The sequence below is a fragment of the Hongsoonwoonella zoysiae genome, assembly GCF_013266695.1.
GTDB lineage: Bacteria > Pseudomonadota > Alphaproteobacteria > Rhizobiales > Stappiaceae > Hongsoonwoonella > Hongsoonwoonella zoysiae.
This window is the reverse complement of record NZ_JABRXF010000002.1, coordinates 830186-849763: the sequence shown is the minus strand read 5'-3', so window position 1 is coordinate 849763 and position 19578 is coordinate 830186. Positions and strand designations below refer to the sequence as shown.

General features: G+C 60.5%; 23 protein-coding genes. 17 read left to right on the top strand and 6 right to left on the bottom strand.

Going from position 1 to position 19578, the window contains the following annotated elements; translation table 11 throughout:
• The first annotated feature begins 2 nt into the window (after positions 1–2).
• The 4 genes from HPQ64_RS15085 to lhpI all read left to right on the top strand — a co-directional run bounded on the left by HPQ64_RS15085 (position 3) and on the right by lhpI (position 3592).
• Entirely contained in the window at positions 3–947 is a 945-nt protein-coding gene (locus HPQ64_RS15085; RefSeq protein WP_172889330.1) for a branched-chain amino acid ABC transporter permease, read from the top strand.
• Positions 944–1732: an ABC transporter ATP-binding protein gene (locus HPQ64_RS15080; RefSeq protein WP_172889329.1), complete on the top strand. Its 789-nt coding sequence runs from the start codon at positions 944–946 to the stop codon at positions 1730–1732. The genes HPQ64_RS15085 and HPQ64_RS15080 overlap by 4 nt, the downstream gene beginning before the upstream one ends.
• Complete coding sequence (locus HPQ64_RS15075; protein ID WP_246270716.1) at positions 1719–2441, top strand: ABC transporter ATP-binding protein; 723 nt, start codon at positions 1719–1721, stop codon at positions 2439–2441. The genes HPQ64_RS15080 and HPQ64_RS15075 overlap by 14 nt, the downstream gene beginning before the upstream one ends.
• A 203-nt stretch (positions 2442–2644) precedes the next feature.
• Entirely contained in the window at positions 2645–3592 is a 948-nt protein-coding gene (gene lhpI, locus HPQ64_RS15070; protein WP_172889327.1) for a bifunctional Delta(1)-pyrroline-2-carboxylate/Delta(1)-piperideine-2-carboxylate reductase, read from the top strand.
• Positions 3593–3653: 61 nt separating this feature from the next.
• Here lhpI and HPQ64_RS15065 read toward each other — a convergent pair whose 3' ends face one another.
• Complete coding sequence (locus tag HPQ64_RS15065) at positions 3654–4019, bottom strand: SPW repeat protein (RefSeq protein ID WP_172889326.1); 366 nt, start codon at positions 4017–4019, stop codon at positions 3654–3656.
• A gap of 305 nt (positions 4020–4324) precedes the next feature.
• Here HPQ64_RS15065 and HPQ64_RS15060 point away from each other — a divergent pair, with 305 nt between their 5' ends.
• The 13 genes from HPQ64_RS15060 to dhaK all read left to right on the top strand — a co-directional run bounded on the left by HPQ64_RS15060 (position 4325) and on the right by dhaK (position 14890).
• Positions 4325–4747, top strand: coding sequence for a hypothetical protein (locus HPQ64_RS15060; protein ID WP_172889325.1), 423 nt, complete (start codon positions 4325–4327; stop codon positions 4745–4747).
• Between the two features lie 206 nt (positions 4748–4953).
• On the top strand, positions 4954–6273 hold the full coding sequence (locus HPQ64_RS15055; RefSeq protein ID WP_172889324.1) for an ABC transporter substrate-binding protein: 1320 nt from the start codon (positions 4954–4956) through the stop codon (positions 6271–6273).
• Positions 6274–6340: 67 nt separating this feature from the next.
• Positions 6341–7288 carry a carbohydrate ABC transporter permease gene (locus HPQ64_RS15050; RefSeq protein WP_172889323.1) on the top strand — a complete coding sequence of 316 codons (948 nt, stop codon included), beginning with the start codon at positions 6341–6343 and terminating at the stop codon, positions 7286–7288.
• On the top strand, positions 7285–8229 hold the full coding sequence (locus HPQ64_RS15045; RefSeq protein WP_172889322.1) for a carbohydrate ABC transporter permease: 945 nt from the start codon (positions 7285–7287) through the stop codon (positions 8227–8229). The genes HPQ64_RS15050 and HPQ64_RS15045 overlap by 4 nt, the downstream gene beginning before the upstream one ends.
• On the top strand, positions 8226–8420 hold the full coding sequence (locus HPQ64_RS15040) for a hypothetical protein (protein ID WP_172889321.1): 195 nt from the start codon (positions 8226–8228) through the stop codon (positions 8418–8420). The genes HPQ64_RS15045 and HPQ64_RS15040 overlap by 4 nt, the downstream gene beginning before the upstream one ends.
• A gap of 19 nt (positions 8421–8439) precedes the next feature.
• On the top strand, positions 8440–9537 hold the full coding sequence (locus HPQ64_RS15035; RefSeq protein WP_172889320.1) for an ABC transporter ATP-binding protein: 1098 nt from the start codon (positions 8440–8442) through the stop codon (positions 9535–9537).
• Positions 9530–10549 carry an ABC transporter ATP-binding protein gene (locus tag HPQ64_RS15030; RefSeq protein WP_172889319.1) on the top strand — a complete coding sequence of 340 codons (1020 nt, stop codon included), beginning with the start codon at positions 9530–9532 and terminating at the stop codon, positions 10547–10549. Before HPQ64_RS15035 ends, HPQ64_RS15030 begins: the two co-directional genes overlap by 8 nt.
• A gap of 11 nt (positions 10550–10560) precedes the next feature.
• Positions 10561–11166, top strand: a complete 606-nt coding sequence (gene dhaL, locus HPQ64_RS15025) for a dihydroxyacetone kinase subunit DhaL (protein ID WP_172889318.1) — start codon at positions 10561–10563, stop codon at positions 11164–11166.
• The gene (gene dhaM / locus HPQ64_RS15020; RefSeq protein ID WP_172889317.1) at positions 11163–11552 is read left to right on the top strand and encodes a dihydroxyacetone kinase phosphoryl donor subunit DhaM; all 390 of its coding nucleotides are present in this window, start codon (positions 11163–11165) and stop codon (positions 11550–11552) included. The genes dhaL and dhaM overlap by 4 nt, the downstream gene beginning before the upstream one ends.
• Positions 11549–11845 (top strand): HPr family phosphocarrier protein, encoded by a 297-nt coding sequence (locus HPQ64_RS15015; RefSeq protein WP_172889316.1) that lies wholly within the window; start codon positions 11549–11551, stop codon positions 11843–11845. Before dhaM ends, HPQ64_RS15015 begins: the two co-directional genes overlap by 4 nt.
• A complete protein-coding gene (gene ptsP, locus HPQ64_RS15010; RefSeq protein WP_172889315.1) occupies positions 11838–13457 on the top strand; it encodes a phosphoenolpyruvate--protein phosphotransferase in 1620 nt (539 codons plus the stop codon). The genes HPQ64_RS15015 and ptsP overlap by 8 nt, the downstream gene beginning before the upstream one ends.
• Entirely contained in the window at positions 13447–13872 is a 426-nt protein-coding gene (locus HPQ64_RS15005; protein ID WP_172889314.1) for a hypothetical protein, read from the top strand. Before ptsP ends, HPQ64_RS15005 begins: the two co-directional genes overlap by 11 nt.
• Positions 13873–13894: 22 nt before the next feature.
• Positions 13895–14890, top strand: coding sequence for a dihydroxyacetone kinase subunit DhaK (gene dhaK / locus HPQ64_RS15000; RefSeq protein WP_172889313.1), 996 nt, complete (start codon positions 13895–13897; stop codon positions 14888–14890).
• Between the two features lie 5 nt (positions 14891–14895).
• Here the strand turns inward: dhaK and HPQ64_RS14995 are convergent, their stop codons facing one another.
• The 5 genes from HPQ64_RS14995 to HPQ64_RS14975 form a co-directional block, all read right to left on the bottom strand.
• Positions 14896–15504 carry an HhH-GDP family DNA glycosylase gene (locus tag HPQ64_RS14995; RefSeq protein ID WP_172889312.1) on the bottom strand — a complete coding sequence of 203 codons (609 nt, stop codon included), beginning with the start codon at positions 15502–15504 and terminating at the stop codon, positions 14896–14898.
• A gap of 60 nt (positions 15505–15564) precedes the next feature.
• Positions 15565–16407, bottom strand: a complete 843-nt coding sequence (locus tag HPQ64_RS14990; protein ID WP_172889311.1) for a universal stress protein — start codon at positions 16405–16407, stop codon at positions 15565–15567.
• A 145-nt stretch (positions 16408–16552) separates the two neighbouring features.
• On the bottom strand, positions 16553–17257 hold the full coding sequence (locus HPQ64_RS14985) for a GntR family transcriptional regulator (RefSeq protein WP_172889310.1): 705 nt from the start codon (positions 17255–17257) through the stop codon (positions 16553–16555).
• Positions 17250–18353, bottom strand: coding sequence for a Gfo/Idh/MocA family protein (locus HPQ64_RS14980; protein WP_172889309.1), 1104 nt, complete (start codon positions 18351–18353; stop codon positions 17250–17252). Before HPQ64_RS14980 ends, HPQ64_RS14985 begins: the two co-directional genes overlap by 8 nt.
• Positions 18350–19501: an isocitrate/isopropylmalate dehydrogenase family protein gene (locus tag HPQ64_RS14975; RefSeq protein WP_172889308.1), complete on the bottom strand. Its 1152-nt coding sequence runs from the start codon at positions 19499–19501 to the stop codon at positions 18350–18352. The genes HPQ64_RS14980 and HPQ64_RS14975 overlap by 4 nt, the downstream gene beginning before the upstream one ends.
• Positions 19502–19578: the final 77 nt, after the last annotated feature.

Here is a 19578-nt window from a genome sequence, read left to right as displayed (position 1 = left end):
CCATGCGCAAGCTCATGTCAAACCGCCTTGTCGTACCGGCGTTCCTCGCTCTGCTTGTCGTCGCGCTTGCCTTCGTCATGCCGTCGAATTTTTATTTCCGGGTCGCGGCTCTCGTCTGGATTTCAGCACTTGCCGTGATCGGGCTGAACCTCTTGATGGGGTTCGCAGGTCAAGTGAGCCTGGGTCATGCGGGTTTCTTCGGCCTTGGTGCTTATTCGGTGGCGATCCTGCCGGCTCAATTCGGCTTGCATCCAGTCATCGCGCTGATCGCCGGGGCGGCAGGTTGCGCTTTGCTCGCATTCGTCGTCGGGCGGCCGATCCTGCGCCTCAAGGGGCATTATCTTGCCGTCGCTACCCTCGGCTTCGGCATTCTGGTATCGATGGTGATCTCCAACGAGGCGTGGTTGACGGGTGGGCCGGACGGGATGCCCGTGTCCCGGCTCACCCTGTTCGGTTGGCGTGCGCGCGGCGCAGACACGTGGTACTGGATCACCGGCGGGCTGATGGTGGTCGGCGCGCTGCTTGCGGTGAACCTTGTGGCGAGCCCGACGGGTCGCGCACTTCGCGCCCTGCATGATTCCGAAGTCGCGGCGCGCGTCGTGGGCGTGGATGTCGCCCGCTACAAGCTGATCGTATTCGTCATCTCCGCCATTTATGCGTCGGTCGCAGGTTCGGCGCTCGCCCTCGTCAACGGCTTCATCACGCCGGATGCCGCCGGCTTCCTGCATTCAATCCAGCTTGTGACCATGGTCGTGCTGGGCGGCATGGGCTCGATCCTTGGCTCGGTCGTGGGCGCTGCGGTGCTGGTGGTGCTGCCGCAGGTGCTCACGGTTTTCCATGAATACGAGCACCTGATGCTTGGCTTCATGATGATGGCTTTCATGATCCTGCTTCGCAGTGGAATTGTTCCAAGCCTGTCCACGCTGATCGCCGGGAGGCGGGCATGAGTGTGATCAAGGTCGAGGAAATTGGCATTTCCTTTGGCGGCGTGAAGGCGGTCGATCATGTGAGCTTTTGCGTCAATGAAGGCGATGTCTTTTCGATCATCGGGCCGAACGGTGCGGGCAAGACGACGCTCTTCAACCTCGTCTCGGGCGTCTATCAGCCGAAGTTTGGGAAGGTGTTTCTGGAAGGCGCGGATGTGACGGGCCTTGAACCGCAGGTGCTGGCCAGGCGCGGTCTGTCGCGGACGTTCCAGAACCTGCAGGTCTTTTTCCGTATGACGGCACGGGAAAATGTCATGGTTGGGCGACACCTGAAGGAGGAGCGTGGGCTTTTGGCCCACCTGCTGGCGCTTCCGGCGACCGCCCGCCAGAACCGCGAAAGTGCCGCGTCGGCCGATGTTTATCTGGAGCGCGTCGGGCTCGGCGCCTATGCCGACACACCTGCATCGGCCATGCCCTACGGGGCGCTGAAGCGGCTTGAAATCGCGCGTGCGCTTGCCGCTGAACCGAAGGTGCTTCTGCTTGACGAGCCGGCTGCCGGCTGCAACGCGGTGGAGACGGAAGAGATCGAGAAGCTCGTCCGAAAGATCGCCGATGAAGGAACGACTGTCGTCCTCGTCGAGCATGACATGAAGATGGTGATGCGCATTTCCGACCGTGTACATGTTCTGGAATTCGGCAAGACGCTTGCCGAAGGCACGGCGGAAGAGGTGAGAACGCACCCGAAGGTGATTGAGGCATACCTCGGCACCCATGGTTCGAAGGAGGCCGCCGTTGCGCTCGGATGAAGCCCTTTTGCAAATCGATGCGCTGCGCTCCGGCTACGGGCGGATCGAGGCGCTGCACGGCGTTTCGATGGAAGTTAATCGTGGCGAGATCGTTGCGCTCGTCGGCAGCAACGGGGCCGGTAAGACGACGCTTTTGCGCGCGGTGTCCGGCGTCCAGCCGGTGTCGGCGGGTTCGATCTTCTTCGATGGGCGGGAGATCACGAAATCCGAACCGCATTCGCGCGTCAAACGCGGCATAGCGCAGGTTCCTGAAGGAAGGCAGATTTTCTCGCCGCTTTCTATCGAGGACAATCTGCGCCTTGGCGCCTACTTGCGTAAAGGAGTGGAGATCGACCGTGACCTTGACATGGTCTACGATCTGTTCCCGGTCCTCAAGGAAAGACAGCGGAACCCGGCGGGCGGCCTTTCCGGCGGCCAGCAGCAGATGCTGGCGATCGGCCGCGCGCTGATGAGCGGGCCGAAGCTTCTGCTCCTCGACGAACCCTCGATGGGGCTGGCGCCCATCCTCGTCGAACAGGTGTTCGGGATCGTGGAAAGGCTGAGGGACGAAAGCGGCGTCACCGTTTTTCTGGTCGAGCAAAATGCCTTTGCCGCGCTCTCCATTGCAGATCGGGGCTATGTCATTGAAACCGGCGAGATTGCCATAAGCGGAACCGGCAGGGAGCTTCTGGACGACGAACGCGTGCGTGAAGCTTATCTCGGCGTTTGATGGATAGGCAAAAAATCCGTGGAGTGAATTGGCATTCGATCGGTATAGCGCAATGAAAATTCAGGATTTCCCGATATTTTCTTCCGCACCGGGTTTACCTGCGCTGTCTGAGGGTTGTCTTATGTGGCCGATCGGGGATTCCCGGATGGGCAGGCAAGATGCCGCGTGCCGGGACCGACCAAACAGAATTTCGGGAGCCGGCCATGCTGCATCTGGACGAACGCGCCACACGTGAAGCCCTTGAATGGCGACCGCTCGTCGAAGCGCTGCGGGAGATGTTCAAGACAGGCTGTGAAATGCCTGTGCGCCATCACCACGATTTCGAAGTGCCGGGAGAGCCGGACGGAACACTTTTGCTCATGCCCGCATGGCTTCCGGGAAAGTACATCGGCGTGAAGATGGCGACCGTCGTGCCCGGAAATGGTGGGCGCGGACTTCAGGCGGTGATGGCGAACTACTGCCTTTCGAGCGCAATGACCGGAGAGATGCTGGCGATGATCGATGGTGGCGAATTGACCGCACGCCGCACCGCCGCCACCTCGGCTCTTGCAGCCGACTATCTGGCGCGAAAGGACGCGAGCCATCTTCTGGTTGTAGGGACCGGGCGCATCGCGCGAAACCTGGTGCCCGCGCATGCCGCCGTCCGCAAGATCGAATACGTTCGGGTATGGGGGCGGGACCCCGTGAAAGCTCTGGCATTCGCGGAAGAAATCGCCAGGGAAGAAGGCATCGCCTGCGCGCCGGTGAGCAACCTGGATGAAGCGGTATCGGAAGCGGATATCGTGACTGCCGCCACGCTTTCCGATCAACCTCTGATCCGGGGTGAAGCCTTGCGCGAGGGGACGCATGTCGATCTCGTCGGCGCTTTCAAGCCGTCGATGCGCGAAAGCGACGATGAAGCGGTCCGCCGTTCCGCCGTCTTCGTCGATACGAGGGCGGGCGCGCTCAAGGAAGCCGGCGATATCATTCAAGCTATCGATTCAGGTGCAGTCGGGCCGGAGGCCGTCAAAGGCGATCTCTTCGACCTTGTGCGTGGCGCGCAGCCGGGCCGGACGAGCGCTTCCGAGGTCACGCTGTTCAAGATGACCGGGGCCGCGCTCGAAGACCTTGCCGCAGGCATTCTGGCCTATGAGGCCTCGGCGAAGGAATAAATGGCGATTGCCGGCGCGCCCGGTTCTCCCGGGTGGACGCCGGGAAGCGTCCCGGCTCTCTTCAGGTCATGAGGCCGGGAGTGTCCGACGCCGTGATGACCGTCCAAAGCGACAGGACGACAACGCAAGCACCCACGACGATATGGTTCCACGTCGCGACGGGCATGCTCGAGAACTCGAGCGCCCATGGCGCGATGACAAGCCACAGGCCGAAGATGACGCTGAACCATTCTTCCGACTTGTGGAAGGCGGAAAGCGCCGCAAAGGCCGCGGCCGTTATCAGGGCACCCATTATCCAGGCATTCCAGGTCGGGTTCATGGCGTCGGCATAGGCCAGGGTCCAGGGCGAAACGATCATCCAAAGCCCAAGGCCAAGGCAGATTACATCCTTCCACTGCAGCGACAGTTTTCTCGAAAGCGTGCTCATGGCTTACTTCCTTTCGCAAGTTTTGTGCGAAATCAGGCCGGTGGCCGTGTAGCCCCCAATTTCTCCGTCCTTGCGAATATCAGGATACCACTGGAACACATGTCGCCAAATCCGAATGGAATTTGGCAGCATGGATACGTTCAAGATACTGACATTGAAAAGTTCTCTGGTTCAATACAGGCCGTTTCCGAAAGATGCATCGGCATTTTTCGGGTTTTAACTTCTGAAATTGTCGGAAAGCTCGGTTCATCGACCACGATAATTGGTGGGTGGTTACGAAGCTTTTTTAAGCGGTGCCGCTTTTCTTGGAACATATCCTGAAATTTTCGAGCCGGATTTCGCTTTCGTGGAAAGCGCTCCATGCGCGGGAAAACGTCTATCCGCGCCTGCCCGGCATCGCCACCCGTGACCGGTCATCTGATGTCGAGATCGGCCGGCCCGATGCCGGCAAGTCCGCCCGCCCAGGCCGCTTGCCAATGCCGGGCTGTCGGCAAACGAAGCCGTCAGCCTCTGCAAACCGTGTCCGGTTCCGGGAAAAATCTCAATTTTGTAGGTTTTTCAATACGATCGTCGAAAACGGGCATTTTTTAAACCGGGTGGCAGTGGCCTTACACCGGGCGGCAGTCGCCCGCGCCCGGGGATCCCAACTTCCTCTGCCGAGAAGGCTGCACAGGTTTATTTCCGGTTCGAAATTACGACGGCAGGATCATGAATCACACTTCATCTAAATTGAAGCGGGTCAAATAAATCAATAAGATCAATGGTATAAAGCGGGTTCCTTCACGGTTAGGCGTTCGGGAATTCTTCTTGACATTGTTTAATTTGTTAGTTTAGCTAAACATAACCGGCGGAAAATTTTTGACTGCCAGCCGTCGGAGGGGCGGCCGTTTGTCTCGACAAAAGAATGGGCGGTCATCAATCTTGGGAGGAAATTATGCGCATCCTCGTGACGACTGCGCTGGCCGCAGCTGTGTCCGCTGTGTCCTTTTCTGGCGCGAACGCTCAGGACAAGGAGATCACTCTGTGTTGGGCCGCCTGGGATCCGGCGAACGCTCTTGTCGAGCTTTCCAAGGATTTCACGGCGAAAACCGGTATCGGCATGAATTTCGAATTCGTGCCGTGGACGAGCTTCGCCGACCGTATGCTGAACGAACTAAACTCCGGCGGTAAACTCTGCGACCTGATGATCGGCGACAGCCAGTGGATTGGTGGCGGCGCCACCTATGGTCACTATGTCAAGCTGAACGATTTCTTCGAAAAGGAAGGCATCTCGATGGATGACTTCCTTCCCGCAACGGTAAACGCTTATTCGACATGGCCGAAGGGAACGCCGAATTACTACGCGTTACCCGCGATGGGTGACGCCCTTGGCTGGGTCTACCGCAAGGACTGGTTCGAGCGCCCGGAAATCCAGGAAGCGTTCAAGGCCGAATATGGCCGCGATCTGGCCGTGCCAAAGAACTGGACCGAGCTGCGTGAAATCGCCCAGTTCTTCCAGGGCCGTGAAATCGACGGCAAGAAGGTCTACGGCGCCGCAATCTATACCGAGCGCGGCTCGGAAGGCATCACCATGGGCGTGACCGCGGCCCTTTATCCGTGGGGCTTCAAATACGAAAACACCCCCGGCAAATACGATATGGAAGGCGCGGTAAACTCGGCCGAAGCCGTAGAGGCTCTCGAGTTCTACAAGTCGATGTATGAAACCGCGACGCCTCCGGGCCATTCCGATGCTTACATGGTGGCCAATCTGGACGCCTATAAGTCCGGCCAGGTGGCGATGCAGATGAACTGGTTCGCCTTCTTCCCTGGCATTGCCAAGGATGAAACCGTCGGTGGCGACGTGTCCGGCTTCTTCGCCAACCCCCCGCAGAATGTGGAAGGCTCCACGCTCGGCGGGCAGGGCATTTCGGTCGTTTCCTACTCCGACAAGCAGGAAGAAGCGCTTGAATATATCAAGTGGTTCGCACAGCCCGACGTCCAGGCCAAATGGTGGGCGCTCGGCGGCTATTCCTGTCACGTCGCGGTCGCGGGAGCTGATGATTTCGCCGAATCCACGCCGTTTGCGGGCGAATTCCTGAAGGCGATGGGGTCAGTGAAGGACTTCTGGCAGGAGCCGATCTACGCCGAACTCCTGCAGGCCATGCAAAAGCGCGTGCATGACTATGTCGTGGCCGACCAGGGTACGGCGCAGGAGGCGCTCGACAAGCTGATTGAAGACTGGACCATTTCCTTCGAGGACGACGGCAAGCTCTGAAGAGCCTCGTCGCAATCAGCGCGGGCCGGCATCGCCCGGCCCGTGTCCCTTCCGGAGGCCCAGGATCATGACGGATCAGACAATTCAAAGAATTGCCTCTGACACGCCTGACGTTGCGCCGCGTTTCGTCAGGCGGGTGCGCGGCCTTTCTGACAGGGCGATCACCTGGCTGTTCATCGGCCCGACCCTCGCCATTCTTCTGGCGATCAACATCTTCCCGCTTATCTGGACGGTCTATCTGTCCTTCACGAACTATCGCGCGAACCAGCCGGGGCGTGAGGTCAAATGGGTCGGCACGCGCAACTACGAGCGCCTGCTCGGCTCGGAGGATATCTGGGGTTATCTGCAGGCAACCGCGCATTTCGTTGTCTGGACGATGGTGCTGCAGGTCCTTGTGGGGTTCGGTCTTGCGCTGCTGATCAACCGGAATTTTCGCGGCGCCAGTTTCTGGACGACGCTTATCCTGATCCCGATGATGCTGTCGCCCGCCGTCGTGGGCACCTTCTGGACCTATATCTACCAGCCGCAGACGGGCATCTTCTCCTACATCATCGATTTCTTCGCGGGCACCGGCGCAATCGACATGATCGGTTCCGTAACGCTCGCTCCATGGGCGATCATCATCGTCGATACGTGGATGTGGGCTCCCTACATTATGCTGCTTTGCCTCGCCGGGCTTCGCTCGATTCCCGACTATCTTTACGAGGCGGCCGAGATCGACCGGGCGAACGCGCTCCAGAAGTTCTGGTACATCACGCTTCCGCGCGTGCTTCCCTTCCTGATGCTGGCAGTGCTTTTCCGCGGCATCGAGAATTTCAAGATGTTCGACATGGTGGTGGAACTGACCTCGGGCGGTCCCGGCTCGACGACGGAGCTTGCCTCGATAAACCTCAAGCGCGAAGCATTCGAGAAGTGGCGCACGGGCTTCAGTTCCGCCTTCGCCATCATCCTTTTCGTCACCGTGTTCGGTCTCGGAAACATCTACGTCAAGGCGCTGAACAAGGTGAAGTCATGAGCATTGCCGCAAATCCGGGCCGGACGGGCGCGCGCGGCAGATGGTTCGCCGGCAGCGCGGTCGCGCTCTATGCCCTTATCGCGATGATCCCGCTTTTCTGGATTTTCGCGACGGGCTTCAAGTCGCCGCCCGACTCCATCGCCTATCCGCCGAAGGTCTTCTTCGATCCGACGCTGGAAGGCTATGTGAACCTCTTCACCAGCCGCTCGCGCCAGACGGACGAATACATCGAGACGCTCGGGCCCCCGAAGACCTGGTATGAGGAGATCGCCCGTTCGCGCAACATGGTGATCACCGGTCCAAGCCGCTTTGCGGACCGATATTGGAACTCCGTGGTGATCGGCTTTGGCTCGACATTCCTCGCTGTTTTTCTCGGCACGCTGGCGGCCTATGCCTTCTCGCGGTTCAAGGTGCCTTTGAAGGATGATCTCCTGTTCTTCATCCTTTCCACGCGGATGATGCCGCCGATTGCCGTCGCGATCCCGATATTCCTGATGTATCGCGAACTTGGCCTATCCGACACCAAGGCTGGCATGATCCTGCTCTATACGGCGGTCAATCTATCGCTTTCCGTATGGCTGTTGAAAGGCTTCGTCGACGAGATCCCGCGTGAATACGAGGAAGCAGCGGTCGTCGACGGCTATACCCGGCTGCAGGCTTTCCGGAAGGTGGTGCTGCCGCAGATGCGCGCCGGGATCGCCGCCACCGCGATCTTCTGCCTGATCTTCGCCTGGAACGAATATGCCTTCGCTTTGCTGCTCACATCTGGCCAGGCGCAGACCGCACCTCCCTTCATCCCGATCATCATCGGCGAGGGTGGCCTCGACTGGCCGGCGGTCGCTGCGGGTACGACGCTGTTCCTGCTTCCGGTTGTGGTCTTCACGGTGCTGCTCAGAAACCAGCTTTTGCGCGGAATAACTTTCGGAGCGGTCAGAAAATGAGCAAGACAGGAACCTCCGTACCTTCGCGCCTCTTTCGCCGCGCTCCCTGGGAAAACGCCGCAACCGTGCTCATCGCGCTTGGCATCGTCATGCTCATGCAGCCGTTTTCCATGTGGGCGTTCGGCTGGTCGTTCGCGGTCATTCTCACCGGCACGGTCGCGTTCGTGATCGTCAGTCACTTTCCGGAATGATGGAGGGAGGCGCTTCGATATGGCCGAGATAAGACTTGAGAACCTGCACAAGGCGTTTGGCGATTTTACCGCCGTGCGCGAATCGAGCTTTACCATCGCAGACGGTGAGTTCTTCGTGATGCTGGGGCCGTCCGGCTGCGGCAAGACCACGACGCTGCGCATGATCGCGGGCCTCGAGCTGCCGACCTCGGGCCGCATCCTGCTGGATGGCGAGGACGTGACGTGGAACCGCGCTTCGGCGCGTGACATCGCCTTCGTGTTCCAGCTCTTCGCCCTTTATCCGCATATGACGGTGCGGCGGAACATTTCCTTCCCCTTGCGTATCGCGGGCTTGCCGAGGCGCGAAGTTCGCGAGCGCACGGAAGCTGTCGCTAAACTTCTCCAGATCGAACATTTGCTGGATCGCGGCGTCGGCGGCCTTGCGGCGGGCGATCGCCAGCGTGTCGCGCTCGGGCGTGCCATCGTGCGCCGGGCGAAGGCTTTCCTGATGGACGAGCCGCTCGGCGCGCTCGATGCAGAATTTCGCGATGTCATGTGCGAGGAGCTTCGCGTCCTGCACAACCGGATCGGCGCGACGACTGTTTACGTCACCCATGACCAGGTCGAGGCCATGTCGATGGCCGACCGTATCTGCGTCATGAACCACGCCGAAGTGCTGCAGATCGGCTCTCCGCTGGAAGTCTACGACCGTCCGGCGACGAAATTTGTGGCCGGTTTTATCGGCTCTCCGTCGATGAATTTCCTGCCCGCCAAAGGCGGGTTGCCTACCGGCAGCCGTGCCATCCGGGTGAATGGCTCTGAAATCGCGATTCCCGAAACGCAAGCCTCGCTTGAAAGCGCGGAGGCCTTCGTCGGCGCCCGGCCTGAGCATATCCGGATCACGGGGGAAGGAGCCTTGAGGGGACGGGTCTTCGGTGTCGAATATATGGGCGCGCGTCAGCTTGTGACCGTGGATACCGACGTCGGGCGGCTCAGGGTGCGCTCGCCGAATACGTTGCGTGTCAATGACGGGGAGACCGTCGGTCTCGATTTCATGACGGAACGGCTTGCCGTCTTCGATGCCGCGACGGACCGGGCGGTCCCGACCTTGCGGGCGCAAGGAGGCTTGAATGGCTGAAGCTTCGCTCGCCCGCGTCACGAAGCGCTTCGGCGAAACGCTTGCCGTCGATAATGCCGACCTTACTGTCGCGAACGGCGAGTTCATGGTCCTGCTCGGGCCGACGGGGGCGGGAAAGACGACGCTCCTGCGCCTGATCGCGGGCCTTGAGACGCCGGACAGCGGCAAGGTCACCATTGGCGGCAGCGACGTGACGGTGCTTGCGCCCGCCATGCGTGATGTCGCCTTCGTCTTTCAGCAGTATTCGCTTTATCCGCATTACACGGTTTTCGAGAACCTTGCCTTTCCGCTTCGCGCGCCCGGGCGGCGCATGGGCGAGCAGGCGATCCGCAAGCGTGTGTCCGAAATCGCGGAAATGCTCCGCATCGGCCACAAGCTGAAGAACAAGGCGACGCAGCTCTCAGGCGGCGAGATGCAGCGCGTATCCATCGGGCGGGCACTGGTGAGGGAGCCGAACGTCTTTCTCATGGACGAGCCCTTGAGTTCGCTCGATGCAAAATTGCGTGAGGATCTTCGCGTCGAATTGAAGCGCATCCAGCGTGACCTCGGAGCGACGATTGTTTATGTCACGCACGATCAGCTCGAAGCCATGACGCTGGCAGACCGGATCGGCATCCTGGACAAGGGGAAGCTGGTGCAGGTCGACGAACCGCGCACGATCTATGAACGTCCGGCAACGGTCTATGCGGCGCAAAGATTGGGTAGCCCGCAGATAAACCTTCTGCCTGCGGGCCGGCTCGGATTGACACCCGGCAATGCGAACGCGATTACCGCCGGCGTCAGGCCCGAGGATGTGGAAGTGGGAACGCCCAGTGGGTTCGACGCTCGCGTCATCGCGGTGGAACGTCGTGGCGCGGAGATGATCGCGCTGCTCGAGGTGGATGGCGGTCAGCAGGTTCATGCGCTTCTCGACGCTCACCGGCCGGTCGGGGAAGGCGCGAGCCTTCAGATCGCGGTTCGGCCCGGTGCTCCGGTCTGGTTCGACGGCAAGCAGCAACTCATCAACGCATAGGGAAAGGCCGAATGACTTCCGATGTTCTGAATGCGCGCCTGATCGACCTGATCGGCGACCGGATAGAGGCGCACGCCGACGAACTGACCGAGCTCGATCAGGCGATCGGCGACGGCGACCACGGAGACAACATGCGCCGTGGGTTCAGGGCGGTTTCCGCCGAAAGGGATGCGCTTGCGAACATGACGTTCGGCGAGGCGCTAAAGAAAGCCGGCATGACGCTTGTGATGAAGGTCGGCGGTGCGTCGGGCCCGCTCTACGGTTCGGCGTTCATGGCCATGGGCAAATCGACCGAGGCGATGCCGGAAAGCCGGGCGCAGGCCGCACAGCTTCTGGAAGCGGGCATAGAGGCGGTCAAGGCTCGCGGAAAATCCGATGTCGGCGCCAAGACCATGCTCGATGTTCTGGTGCCGGTGCTGAAATCGATAGAGGCCGGCGCGGATATCGCGGATGTCCGAAAGGCGGCGGATGAGGCCGTCGAGGCCACGAAGCCGATGCTGGCGACCAAAGGGCGCGCTGCCTTTCTCGGCGAACGTTCTGTCGGGCATATCGATCCGGGTGCGCGGTCCTCTGCGCTGATCGTTCACGCCGTTTGCGATGCGTTGGAGGAAAAATGACCGATAAGGTTTCAATCGTAATCGTTTCGCATTCCCCGGAGGTTGCCAAGGGTGCCGCCGACATGGTTCGCCAAATGGTCGGCGACGACATTGCGATAGCAAGCTGCGGCGGCAATTCGGAAGGCGGATTGGGCACGGACGTCGCGGCGATCATGAAGTCGATAGAGGCGGTCTGGTCGCCCAGGGGCGTTGCGGTTCTGGTCGACCTTGGCGGAGCCGAAACCAACAGCGAGATGGCGATAGAGCTGCTCGGTCCGGAAAAGGCGAAACAGATCGTGATCTGCAACGCACCGGTGGTGGAAGGCGCGGTCATGGCCGCTACGGAAGCGGCCGGCGGCTCCGACCTTGAGACCGTGCGGCAGACAGCGGAGGACTTCAAGGCATGAGCGAGGCTGCGTCGAATATCGAATGGATCACCGCATCGGCGATGATCGTAGACGAGACAGGGCTGCACGCACGCCCCGCCGTGAAGTTGACGAAGCTTGCGAAAACATTCGAGGCGAGCGTGGAAATCCGCTCCCAGGCGCAGGACCGCTGGGTAAATGCCAAATCGCCCAATGCCGTGATGAAGCTCAAGGCGGCCTATAACACGCCGCTTCTGATCCGTGCGAGCGGGCCGGACGCGGCGGCTGCAGCCGAAGCTCTGGCCGATCTTGTTGAGCGGAATTTCGATGCCTGAGACTTTGAACGAGCGGATCCTGACAGGTGTCCCGGTATCGGGCGGATCCGTTCTGGGCGTCTGTCATCGTCTTGCCGACAAAAGGTTCACGCGGGTCAAGGGCAACCCCGGGGAAGAGGCGGTAGCCTTGAGGAACGCGATTTCGCGCGCTGGAAAGGAGCTTGAAGAGCTTTCCGCCGGGCTTGATCGGCTCGCTGCCGAAATCCTGGAATTCCAGCAGGTCCTGCTCGAAGATGATGATTTGCTTGAACCCGTATTCTCCCGCATCGACAGTGGGGAAAGCGCGGATGGCGCATGGGCTGCCGTGTTTGCCGGCGAAATCGCCGAATACCAGGCGGCAGATGACGAATATATGGCGGCACGCGCGGCCGACCTGGGTGATCTGCGCGATCGCGTCCTGCGCGCTCTCTCCGCGCCTCAGTCCGCCGGCGACACGCCGCCGGACGGCGCTATCGTGGTGGCGGGCGACCTTACGCCGTCCGCGTTTCTCGAACTGGATTGGACAAGGCTTTCAGGCGCTGCTCTCGGTGCGGGGAGCGCGACGAGCCATGTGTCGATCCTCGCGCGGGCGCGTGGCGTGACGATGGTTGTCGGCCTCGGGGAACTTGACGAAACGCCCAGTGGCGCAACGCTAGCGCTCGACGGGCGAACGGGAACGATGATCGTCGCGCCATCGAGTGAGACGCGAGCGCGGTTCCAGGAGCGGATTGCGCAAGAGGCCGGCCTCAAGGCTCAGGAGGCCGAAATCGCCCGCAAACCCGCAATCACACGCGCCGGGCGGAAAATCCGCGTTCTCGTCAATGTCGACGATCCGTCGATACTGGACACCCTCGACCCTGACATCTGCGACGGGATCGGCCTCACCAGAACGGAATTCCTCTTCTCCGAAGGCCCGCCGGACGAAGAGACGCAGCTTCAAGCCTATGAAACCATCGTGCGATGGGCGAACGGACGTCCGGTCACGATCCGCACGCTCGATGCCGGCGGCGACAAGCCGGTGCCGGGTGTCACGCTCGATGGCGAGCAGAACCCGTTCCTCGGCGTGCGCGGCCTTCGGCTTTCACTGCTTGACCGCTCGCTGTTTCGCGTTCAGTTGCGGGCGATTGCACGCGCCGCGCGGCTTGGCCCCGTCAAATTGATGGTGCCGATGGTCACCGCGCCCTTCGAGCTGGAAGAGGCGAGGGAGGAGCTTGATCTGGCAATTGCCGAACTCTCCAAAGAGGGGCTTGCGCATGCCCGTCCCGAATGCGGCATCATGATCGAAACGCCCGCAGCGGCCCTGACAGCGGCGGACTGGGATGCGGATTTCTATTCAATCGGCTCGAACGATCTCATCCAATATGTGACCGCCTGCGCGCGTGATAACCCGAACCTTGCGAAGCTTGCGGACCCGTGCAATCCGGCGGTGCTGGAGCTGATCGGGCGAACGGTCGCGGCGGGCAAGGCACGCGGTGTTGAGGTCAGCCTTTGCGGTGACATGGCTTCCTCGCCGGAGCTTGTGCCCCTCCTGCTTTCGCTCGGGCTGGAGTGTTTCTCGGTTGCCCCGGCGCAGGTCGGCCCCGTAAAGCTTGCCATCTCTTCAACCGAGGGAGATATGGCGAATGGCGAGTGATACCCAAGCCGGCGAAGATCCGCTCTCGGAATACAAGATCATGCTGCGCGACCTGATCGAGCGGCGGCCATCCGGCACGCGCCAGCGCATTGCTGAAGCCTTCGGAACGCACAAGAGCTTCATCAGCCAGATCATCAATCCGAATTACCGTGTTCCGCTGCCCGCACAGCATATTCCAGCGCTTTTCGACGTTTGCCACTTCTCGGCAGAGGAGCAGGAAGCGTTCTTGAAGGTCTATGCCCGCGCGCACCCCAACCAGGCGGCGGCGATCGAGGAACTCGCCGGTATCGAACGGGATGTCGTGCATATCAAACTGCCGGAGTTCGCGAATCCTATGATCCGCCGGGAAGTGGAGACGGCAATCCGCGCCAATGCGGAGCAGATAATCAAATTGGCCGAGAAGCTTTTGAAGTAAAACTGATTTCGGGAGGAGACCGATGAAAAAGCTGATCAACGCGACCGACGACATACTTGCCGAAAGCCTTCGCGGGTTCGCAGCGGCACATGCGGATATCGTGGAGCTTTCCGAGGAGCCCCGCTTCGTCATGCGCAAGGGTGGCGCGGTGAAGGGCAAGGTGGCGCTGATTTCCGGCGGCGGGTCGGGCCACGAACCGCTTCACACCGGCTTCGTGGGCAAGGGCATGCTGGACGCGGCCTGTCCGGGGCAGGTTTTCACCTCGCCGACGCCGGATCAGATGATTGCGGCTGCGCAGGCGGTTGACGGTGGCGCCGGCGTCCTTTGGATCGTCAAGAATTATTCGGGCGACGTGATGAACTTCGAAATGGTGTCGGAGTTTCATGACGGGAAAAGCGCGACCGTGCTGACGAACGATGATGTGGCGGTTGAAAGCTCCACCCACAGCCAGGGCCGGCGGGGCGTCGCAGCAACCGTGATCGTGGAAAAGATCGTGGGCGCGGCCGCAGAGCAGGGGGCGGATCTTGCGGCCTGCAAGGAGCTTGGCGACCGGGTGAACGCGGCCTCCGGCACCATGGGCGTTGCGCTGACAAGCGGCATCGTGCCGGCCGCCGGCAAGCCGACGTTCGATCTCGGCGAAGGCGAGATCGAGATGGGCGTTGGCATTCACGGCGAGCCCGGACGCCGCCGCGAAGCGCTGAAGCCGGCCGATGCGATCGTGGAAGAGTTCGTCGAGACGATCCTTGCGGACCTGAAGCCGCCTTCCGGTCAGGAAGTCCTGGTTCTGGTGAACGGCATGGGCGGAACGCCCTTGATGGAGCTTTATCTGGTTTACGATGCCGTCGCCCGGCAGTGCGCTGAGCGCGGGCTCAAGATCGCGCGTTCTCTGGTCGGCAACTACTGCACGTCGCTGGAAATGCAGGGGTGTTCGGTCACGATCACGAAGCTGGATGACGAGATGAAGTCGCTGTGGGATGCACCCGTCAGGACCGCGGCGCTGAACTGGGGCAACGGTTGACGATCTTAATGCTTCAGATGGGCCTGCCGTATCAGGCCGGCCTCCACCCGGGCGAATGTAAGGCTCTTGCGATCATAGGCTGAAAGGTCGATGCCAAGCGCCTCGGCCGTCTTCGCAACGACGGTAAGGGGTGTGGGGTCGGCCTTTCGCCAGAAGGGGCGCAATTCCCGCAGGAATATATTCGCGGTAACCGGGCCGATCCCGTGAAAGGCGCAAAGGCGCGCTTCGAGATCGGTGCTGTCGGTTGCATCATCCTCTATCCGGTAAACCCGGCCGCCGTATTCCTCCAGCAGCCTTGCGCAGTTGCGCAGGAACTGTCTCGATTTACTCTCGTCGTAGCGAACGTAACCGCCTTCCCGCATAACCGGGCTCACCAGAAAATCCCAACCGGCGGCGATGATCTTCTCAGGCGTCAGCAAGCCGTGACGCTCGAACGAACGATAGGTGTTTTCCGCGATGGCGCCGGAAATGCGCCCGCCATAAAGCTGGCTTGCCAGGAACCAGCGGAAATATGCATCCTCGCCACCCGCACTCAGATCGATACCGAGAGCTTCGGAATAAAGCTCGCTCTTTTCCAGTGCTTCGAAATCGATTTGCCCCTTGGTTTGCGTCATGTCGATGCTCTCGGGGACTTAGGAAGCTTCAGGCGGCGTTCCTTGCTCTCGTGTGTGCGGTCAATGCGAAAGCAGGAGCGGCACGTTGCTGTTCTCGAGCATTTCCCTGGTCGTTCCGCCAAGGATATTCTGACGCAGCCTTGAGTGACCGTAAGCGCCCATGACGAGCAGGTCGATATTCAGATCGCGGGCCCTGTCGAGCAGGACTTGGGAGACTGGACGGCCAGCCGAGGCGACGCTCGATACATCGACCTTCAGTTCGTAGCGGGAAAGCACGAGCGCGATATCCGCTCCGGGCTCTTCACCATGGTCCTCCTCGCCCACCACCGGATCGACGATCAAAACGCTGATGTCCTTGGCGCCTTGCAGGAAAGGATGAGCGTCGGAGACCGCACGGGCTGCTTCGCGCCGTGCGTTCCAGGCAATCATGGCGCGTTCGCCGAATTTGTCGGATTTCGTATTTTTCGGCACGAAAAGCACGGGCCTGCCGGAATCGAACAACGCCCCGTCGATTGCTTTCATCTCCGCGGACGTCAGTTCGCCTTCCGTGGAACGGAGAACGATGGCGAGATCGCAGTAAATCGCATGGCGCGCGACGATGTCGTCCTCATGCCCCGGTAAAGATATTTGGGGGCGAATGTCGAAGGAAATGCCTTCGCGGGTGAGCCTTGCGTTTATGTCCGCGGTCGCGGCCTTCAGGTCCTCCTCGCGCTGTTTGCCCTCTTCGGCCCAGATATCGATGTAACCTTGGCTGCCGTAACCGTAGAACGGCAGGATCGGGATTTCGCCCAGGATCAAGACGGAAAGATGCGCACCGAAGGCCTTTGCAAGCGAAACGGCCGCCTCGATGTCGGCGGGCCCGGTCTCTATTTCCGTCAGCGCTAACAGGGTCTTGAACGGCATTCCGGTTATTCCTGAAGGGAGGCGACGTAGGGTCAAATTTCGTTTCAGTATTGCGCGCATTTCATGCGTCGAACAAGGCGTTGCCGCTTTTGCCGGACCTCTTTCGCCAGATCTGATCCGGATTTTGCGGGATACGCCCCAGGTTTCAAACGGCGCGCAGACCGTGCGATGCGATCAACTTGATCATCATTGTCTTTGCGCGGATACGGTGTTCGCGGTGGATATTGCGCGCACGTTCCGCATCGCCCGCCGCAATGGCTTCGACCAGCGCGCGGTGGTCCTCGTTAGATCGGTGCGGCGTGGGGCGCATGTGCAGCGTAAGCAGTCTCGCGCGGTGCACCTGGTCGGAATAGGTCGCAACGATCGTCTGCAGGCGACGGTTCCCGGCAAGGCTGACGAGCTTGTGGTGAAACCGCTCGTCAGCCTCCGCCCAGCGGTGTCGGTCGTCATCTGCAAGGGCGGTCTCCATCTCCTGGATCAGGGCGCGAAGCCTGGCGAGGTCTTCCTCGTCCGCCCCGTTCTTGGCGACATCGTGGGCGGCAAGGGATTCAAGCTCCGTCAGGATGGAGTAGATCTCTTCCATGTCCGCCGGAGAAAGCGGCAGGATCCGAACGCCCCGGCGCGGCTTTACTTCAACGAGGCCTTGCCCCTCCAGAACGATCGCCGCCTCGCGCACCGGCGTCCGCGACATGCCGAGCATTTCCGCCAGTTCCGTTTCAAGGTGGCTGGAGCCCGGCAGCAGCTTGTTCGTGATGATCATCTCACGCAGCATCCGCGTTGCGCGCTGCGTTTGGGACAGGGGCTTTTTGCCGGATTGCGCCTGCGGAATTACGGTCGGGGTCTCAGTCATCGTTTTCGCCGGTCTGGCTGTCACGCAAGCTGATGAAGCGCCCCTTCATGGCCGCGCGGTAGACCGCCTCTTCAATTTCCATATTGCGAAGATAAGCCGAGGCTTCGTTTTCCAGCGCGGTGCCTTTTAACAGGTGATCTGTAACATGTTTTTGCAGCTCGAAGACGCAGTCTCCGCCGAAGCCTTCCCTCGACCGGGGCGAAAAAAGGACAATCCAATGCTGGTCGCCGAGGGCCCTGAAGGAAAGATTGCCGTTTCCGTCGAGCGCGAGCACGCCCTTCGATCCCTCAACGAGACATTCGCCCATGGTCAGGCGCGGGTTTTCGGCCACGTGGTCGACAAGCCGGTTGCCGTCGAAGACCGCCCGTCGCCCGTCGCCGTAACGGTAGATGAATATGCCGCTGTCTTCGCCGGCGATTGCCGGGTTTAGGCGGCGCAGGTCCGCGAACACCGCTTCCGGTTCGCCAAGCAGAAATCTGAAAGTGTCGATCCAGTGAACGGCGGTTTCGTGGATCAGGAACCGTTCCATCTTCTGGAAATAGGGCTGGCGCGACAGATAGGCGTCCTTTCCCTGTCCGTCGCCTGGCCTGAGCCGGAAGGTCGCCTGGTAGACTTCGCCGATGCGGCCTGTTTCGATCTCCCACCTGATCGCCCGATACCAGGGCTGGAAGCGAAAATTCTCATGGACGATAAGTTTTATCCCCGCATCGGCGGCGAGCCGGATGGCCTCTCGGGCTTCCTTTAGGGAAGTACAGAATGGTTTCTGACAGATAATTGCCGTTACGGTACTTTTTGTCGCCTCGCGAATGAGGCCGAGGTGGGCTGAAGGCGGTGCCGCGATGTCTACAATGTCGGGCTTCAGGCCGCGAAGGATTTTTAAGGCGTCGGATTGGACCGCAATGGAATTTAAATCGGCCCCGTTTGCCACGAGCACGGCGCGCGCCTTTTCAACCTCGGAATCGGCAAGGCCGACGATTTCGGCGCCGTCGTTTCTGAGCCATCCATCAACATGAAACGTGCTGAAAAAACCCGCGCCGACCATGACGACACGCAGCTTTTTCAATGATTTACCGGAGTGTTCTCCATCGTCGTTCATGCTTGCGCGCCGTTTCGATAGGCTTCCAGAACGGCCTCCGCCACGCCGTTTGTAGAAGCGGTACCGCCAATGTCGGGCGTGAGGCAGGAACCCGAGGATAAGACTGAATTCACAGCTTCGTGAAGCCTCCTGCCGGCTGTCAGCATATCTTCCATTTCGTGTTCGCGCCCAAGCCAGTCGAGCATCATGGAAGCCGAAAGGATCATGGCGAGCGGATTGGCGATATTGCGCCCCGCAATGTCCGGCGCGCTGCCGTGGCAAGGCTGGAAAACGGCATGATCGGCACCGATGTCGGCGGACGGCGCAAGGCCGAGACTGCCCATGATACCGGCGCCAAGGTCGGAGAGGATATCGCCGAACATGTTTTCGGTGACGATGACATCGAACATCTGCGGCCTCTGCACCATCCATAGCGCTGCCGCGTCGACGTAGGCGCATTGCGCCTCTATGTCTGGATTTAGCGCCGCGCGCTCCTGAAAGATCTTCCGGAAGAAGGCAAATGCCTGAAAAACATTGGCTTTATCGACGCAGTGGACTCGGCCCGGCCCCTTGCCGTTCTCCTTTCTTTGGCGCGCAAGCCGGAAGGCGAAATCGAAAAGCTTCTCCGAAACCCTGCGCGTGATCACCAACGTTTCGCGGGCTTCCTCGTCGCGGATAACTTCGCCCTTTCCGTGAGACGCGAACAGGCCTTCGGTCGACTCGCGGATGATGACGAAATCGACACCGCCTGTGTCCGCGATACGCAGTGGCGATCCCTGGCCGGGCATCAGGAATACCGGCCGCACGCCCGCGAATAACTCCAGCGCGAAACGCAGTTCTATCTGGGGCGCTATCTCGGTCCCGTCAGGGTAGCGGATATCAGGAAGGCCCATCGCCGAAAGCAGAATTGCATCCGCGTCTCTCGCAGCGTCGAGGGAGCTATGCGGCAATGCCACTGCGTGATCTCGGTAATGGCCGGCACCTGCCGGCAGGGGTTGGAATTGCAAGCAGAAGCTGCTGGAGGAAGCTGAAATCTCACCGAGGATATCCAATGTCGGGCGCATGATCTCCGGCCCGATCCCGTCACCGTCGAACACTGCGATCGCGAACGTCTTCTTATTGGATTGAGGGCGGTTTTGCGCCTCCGGCCCGGCCGTCGTCTTGTGCATGGTCGGCTCTTTCTCCGTTCGACCTGGGAGGTTGTTCAAATTGGGCTCATGTATAATGTATAAATTTATGTATACAA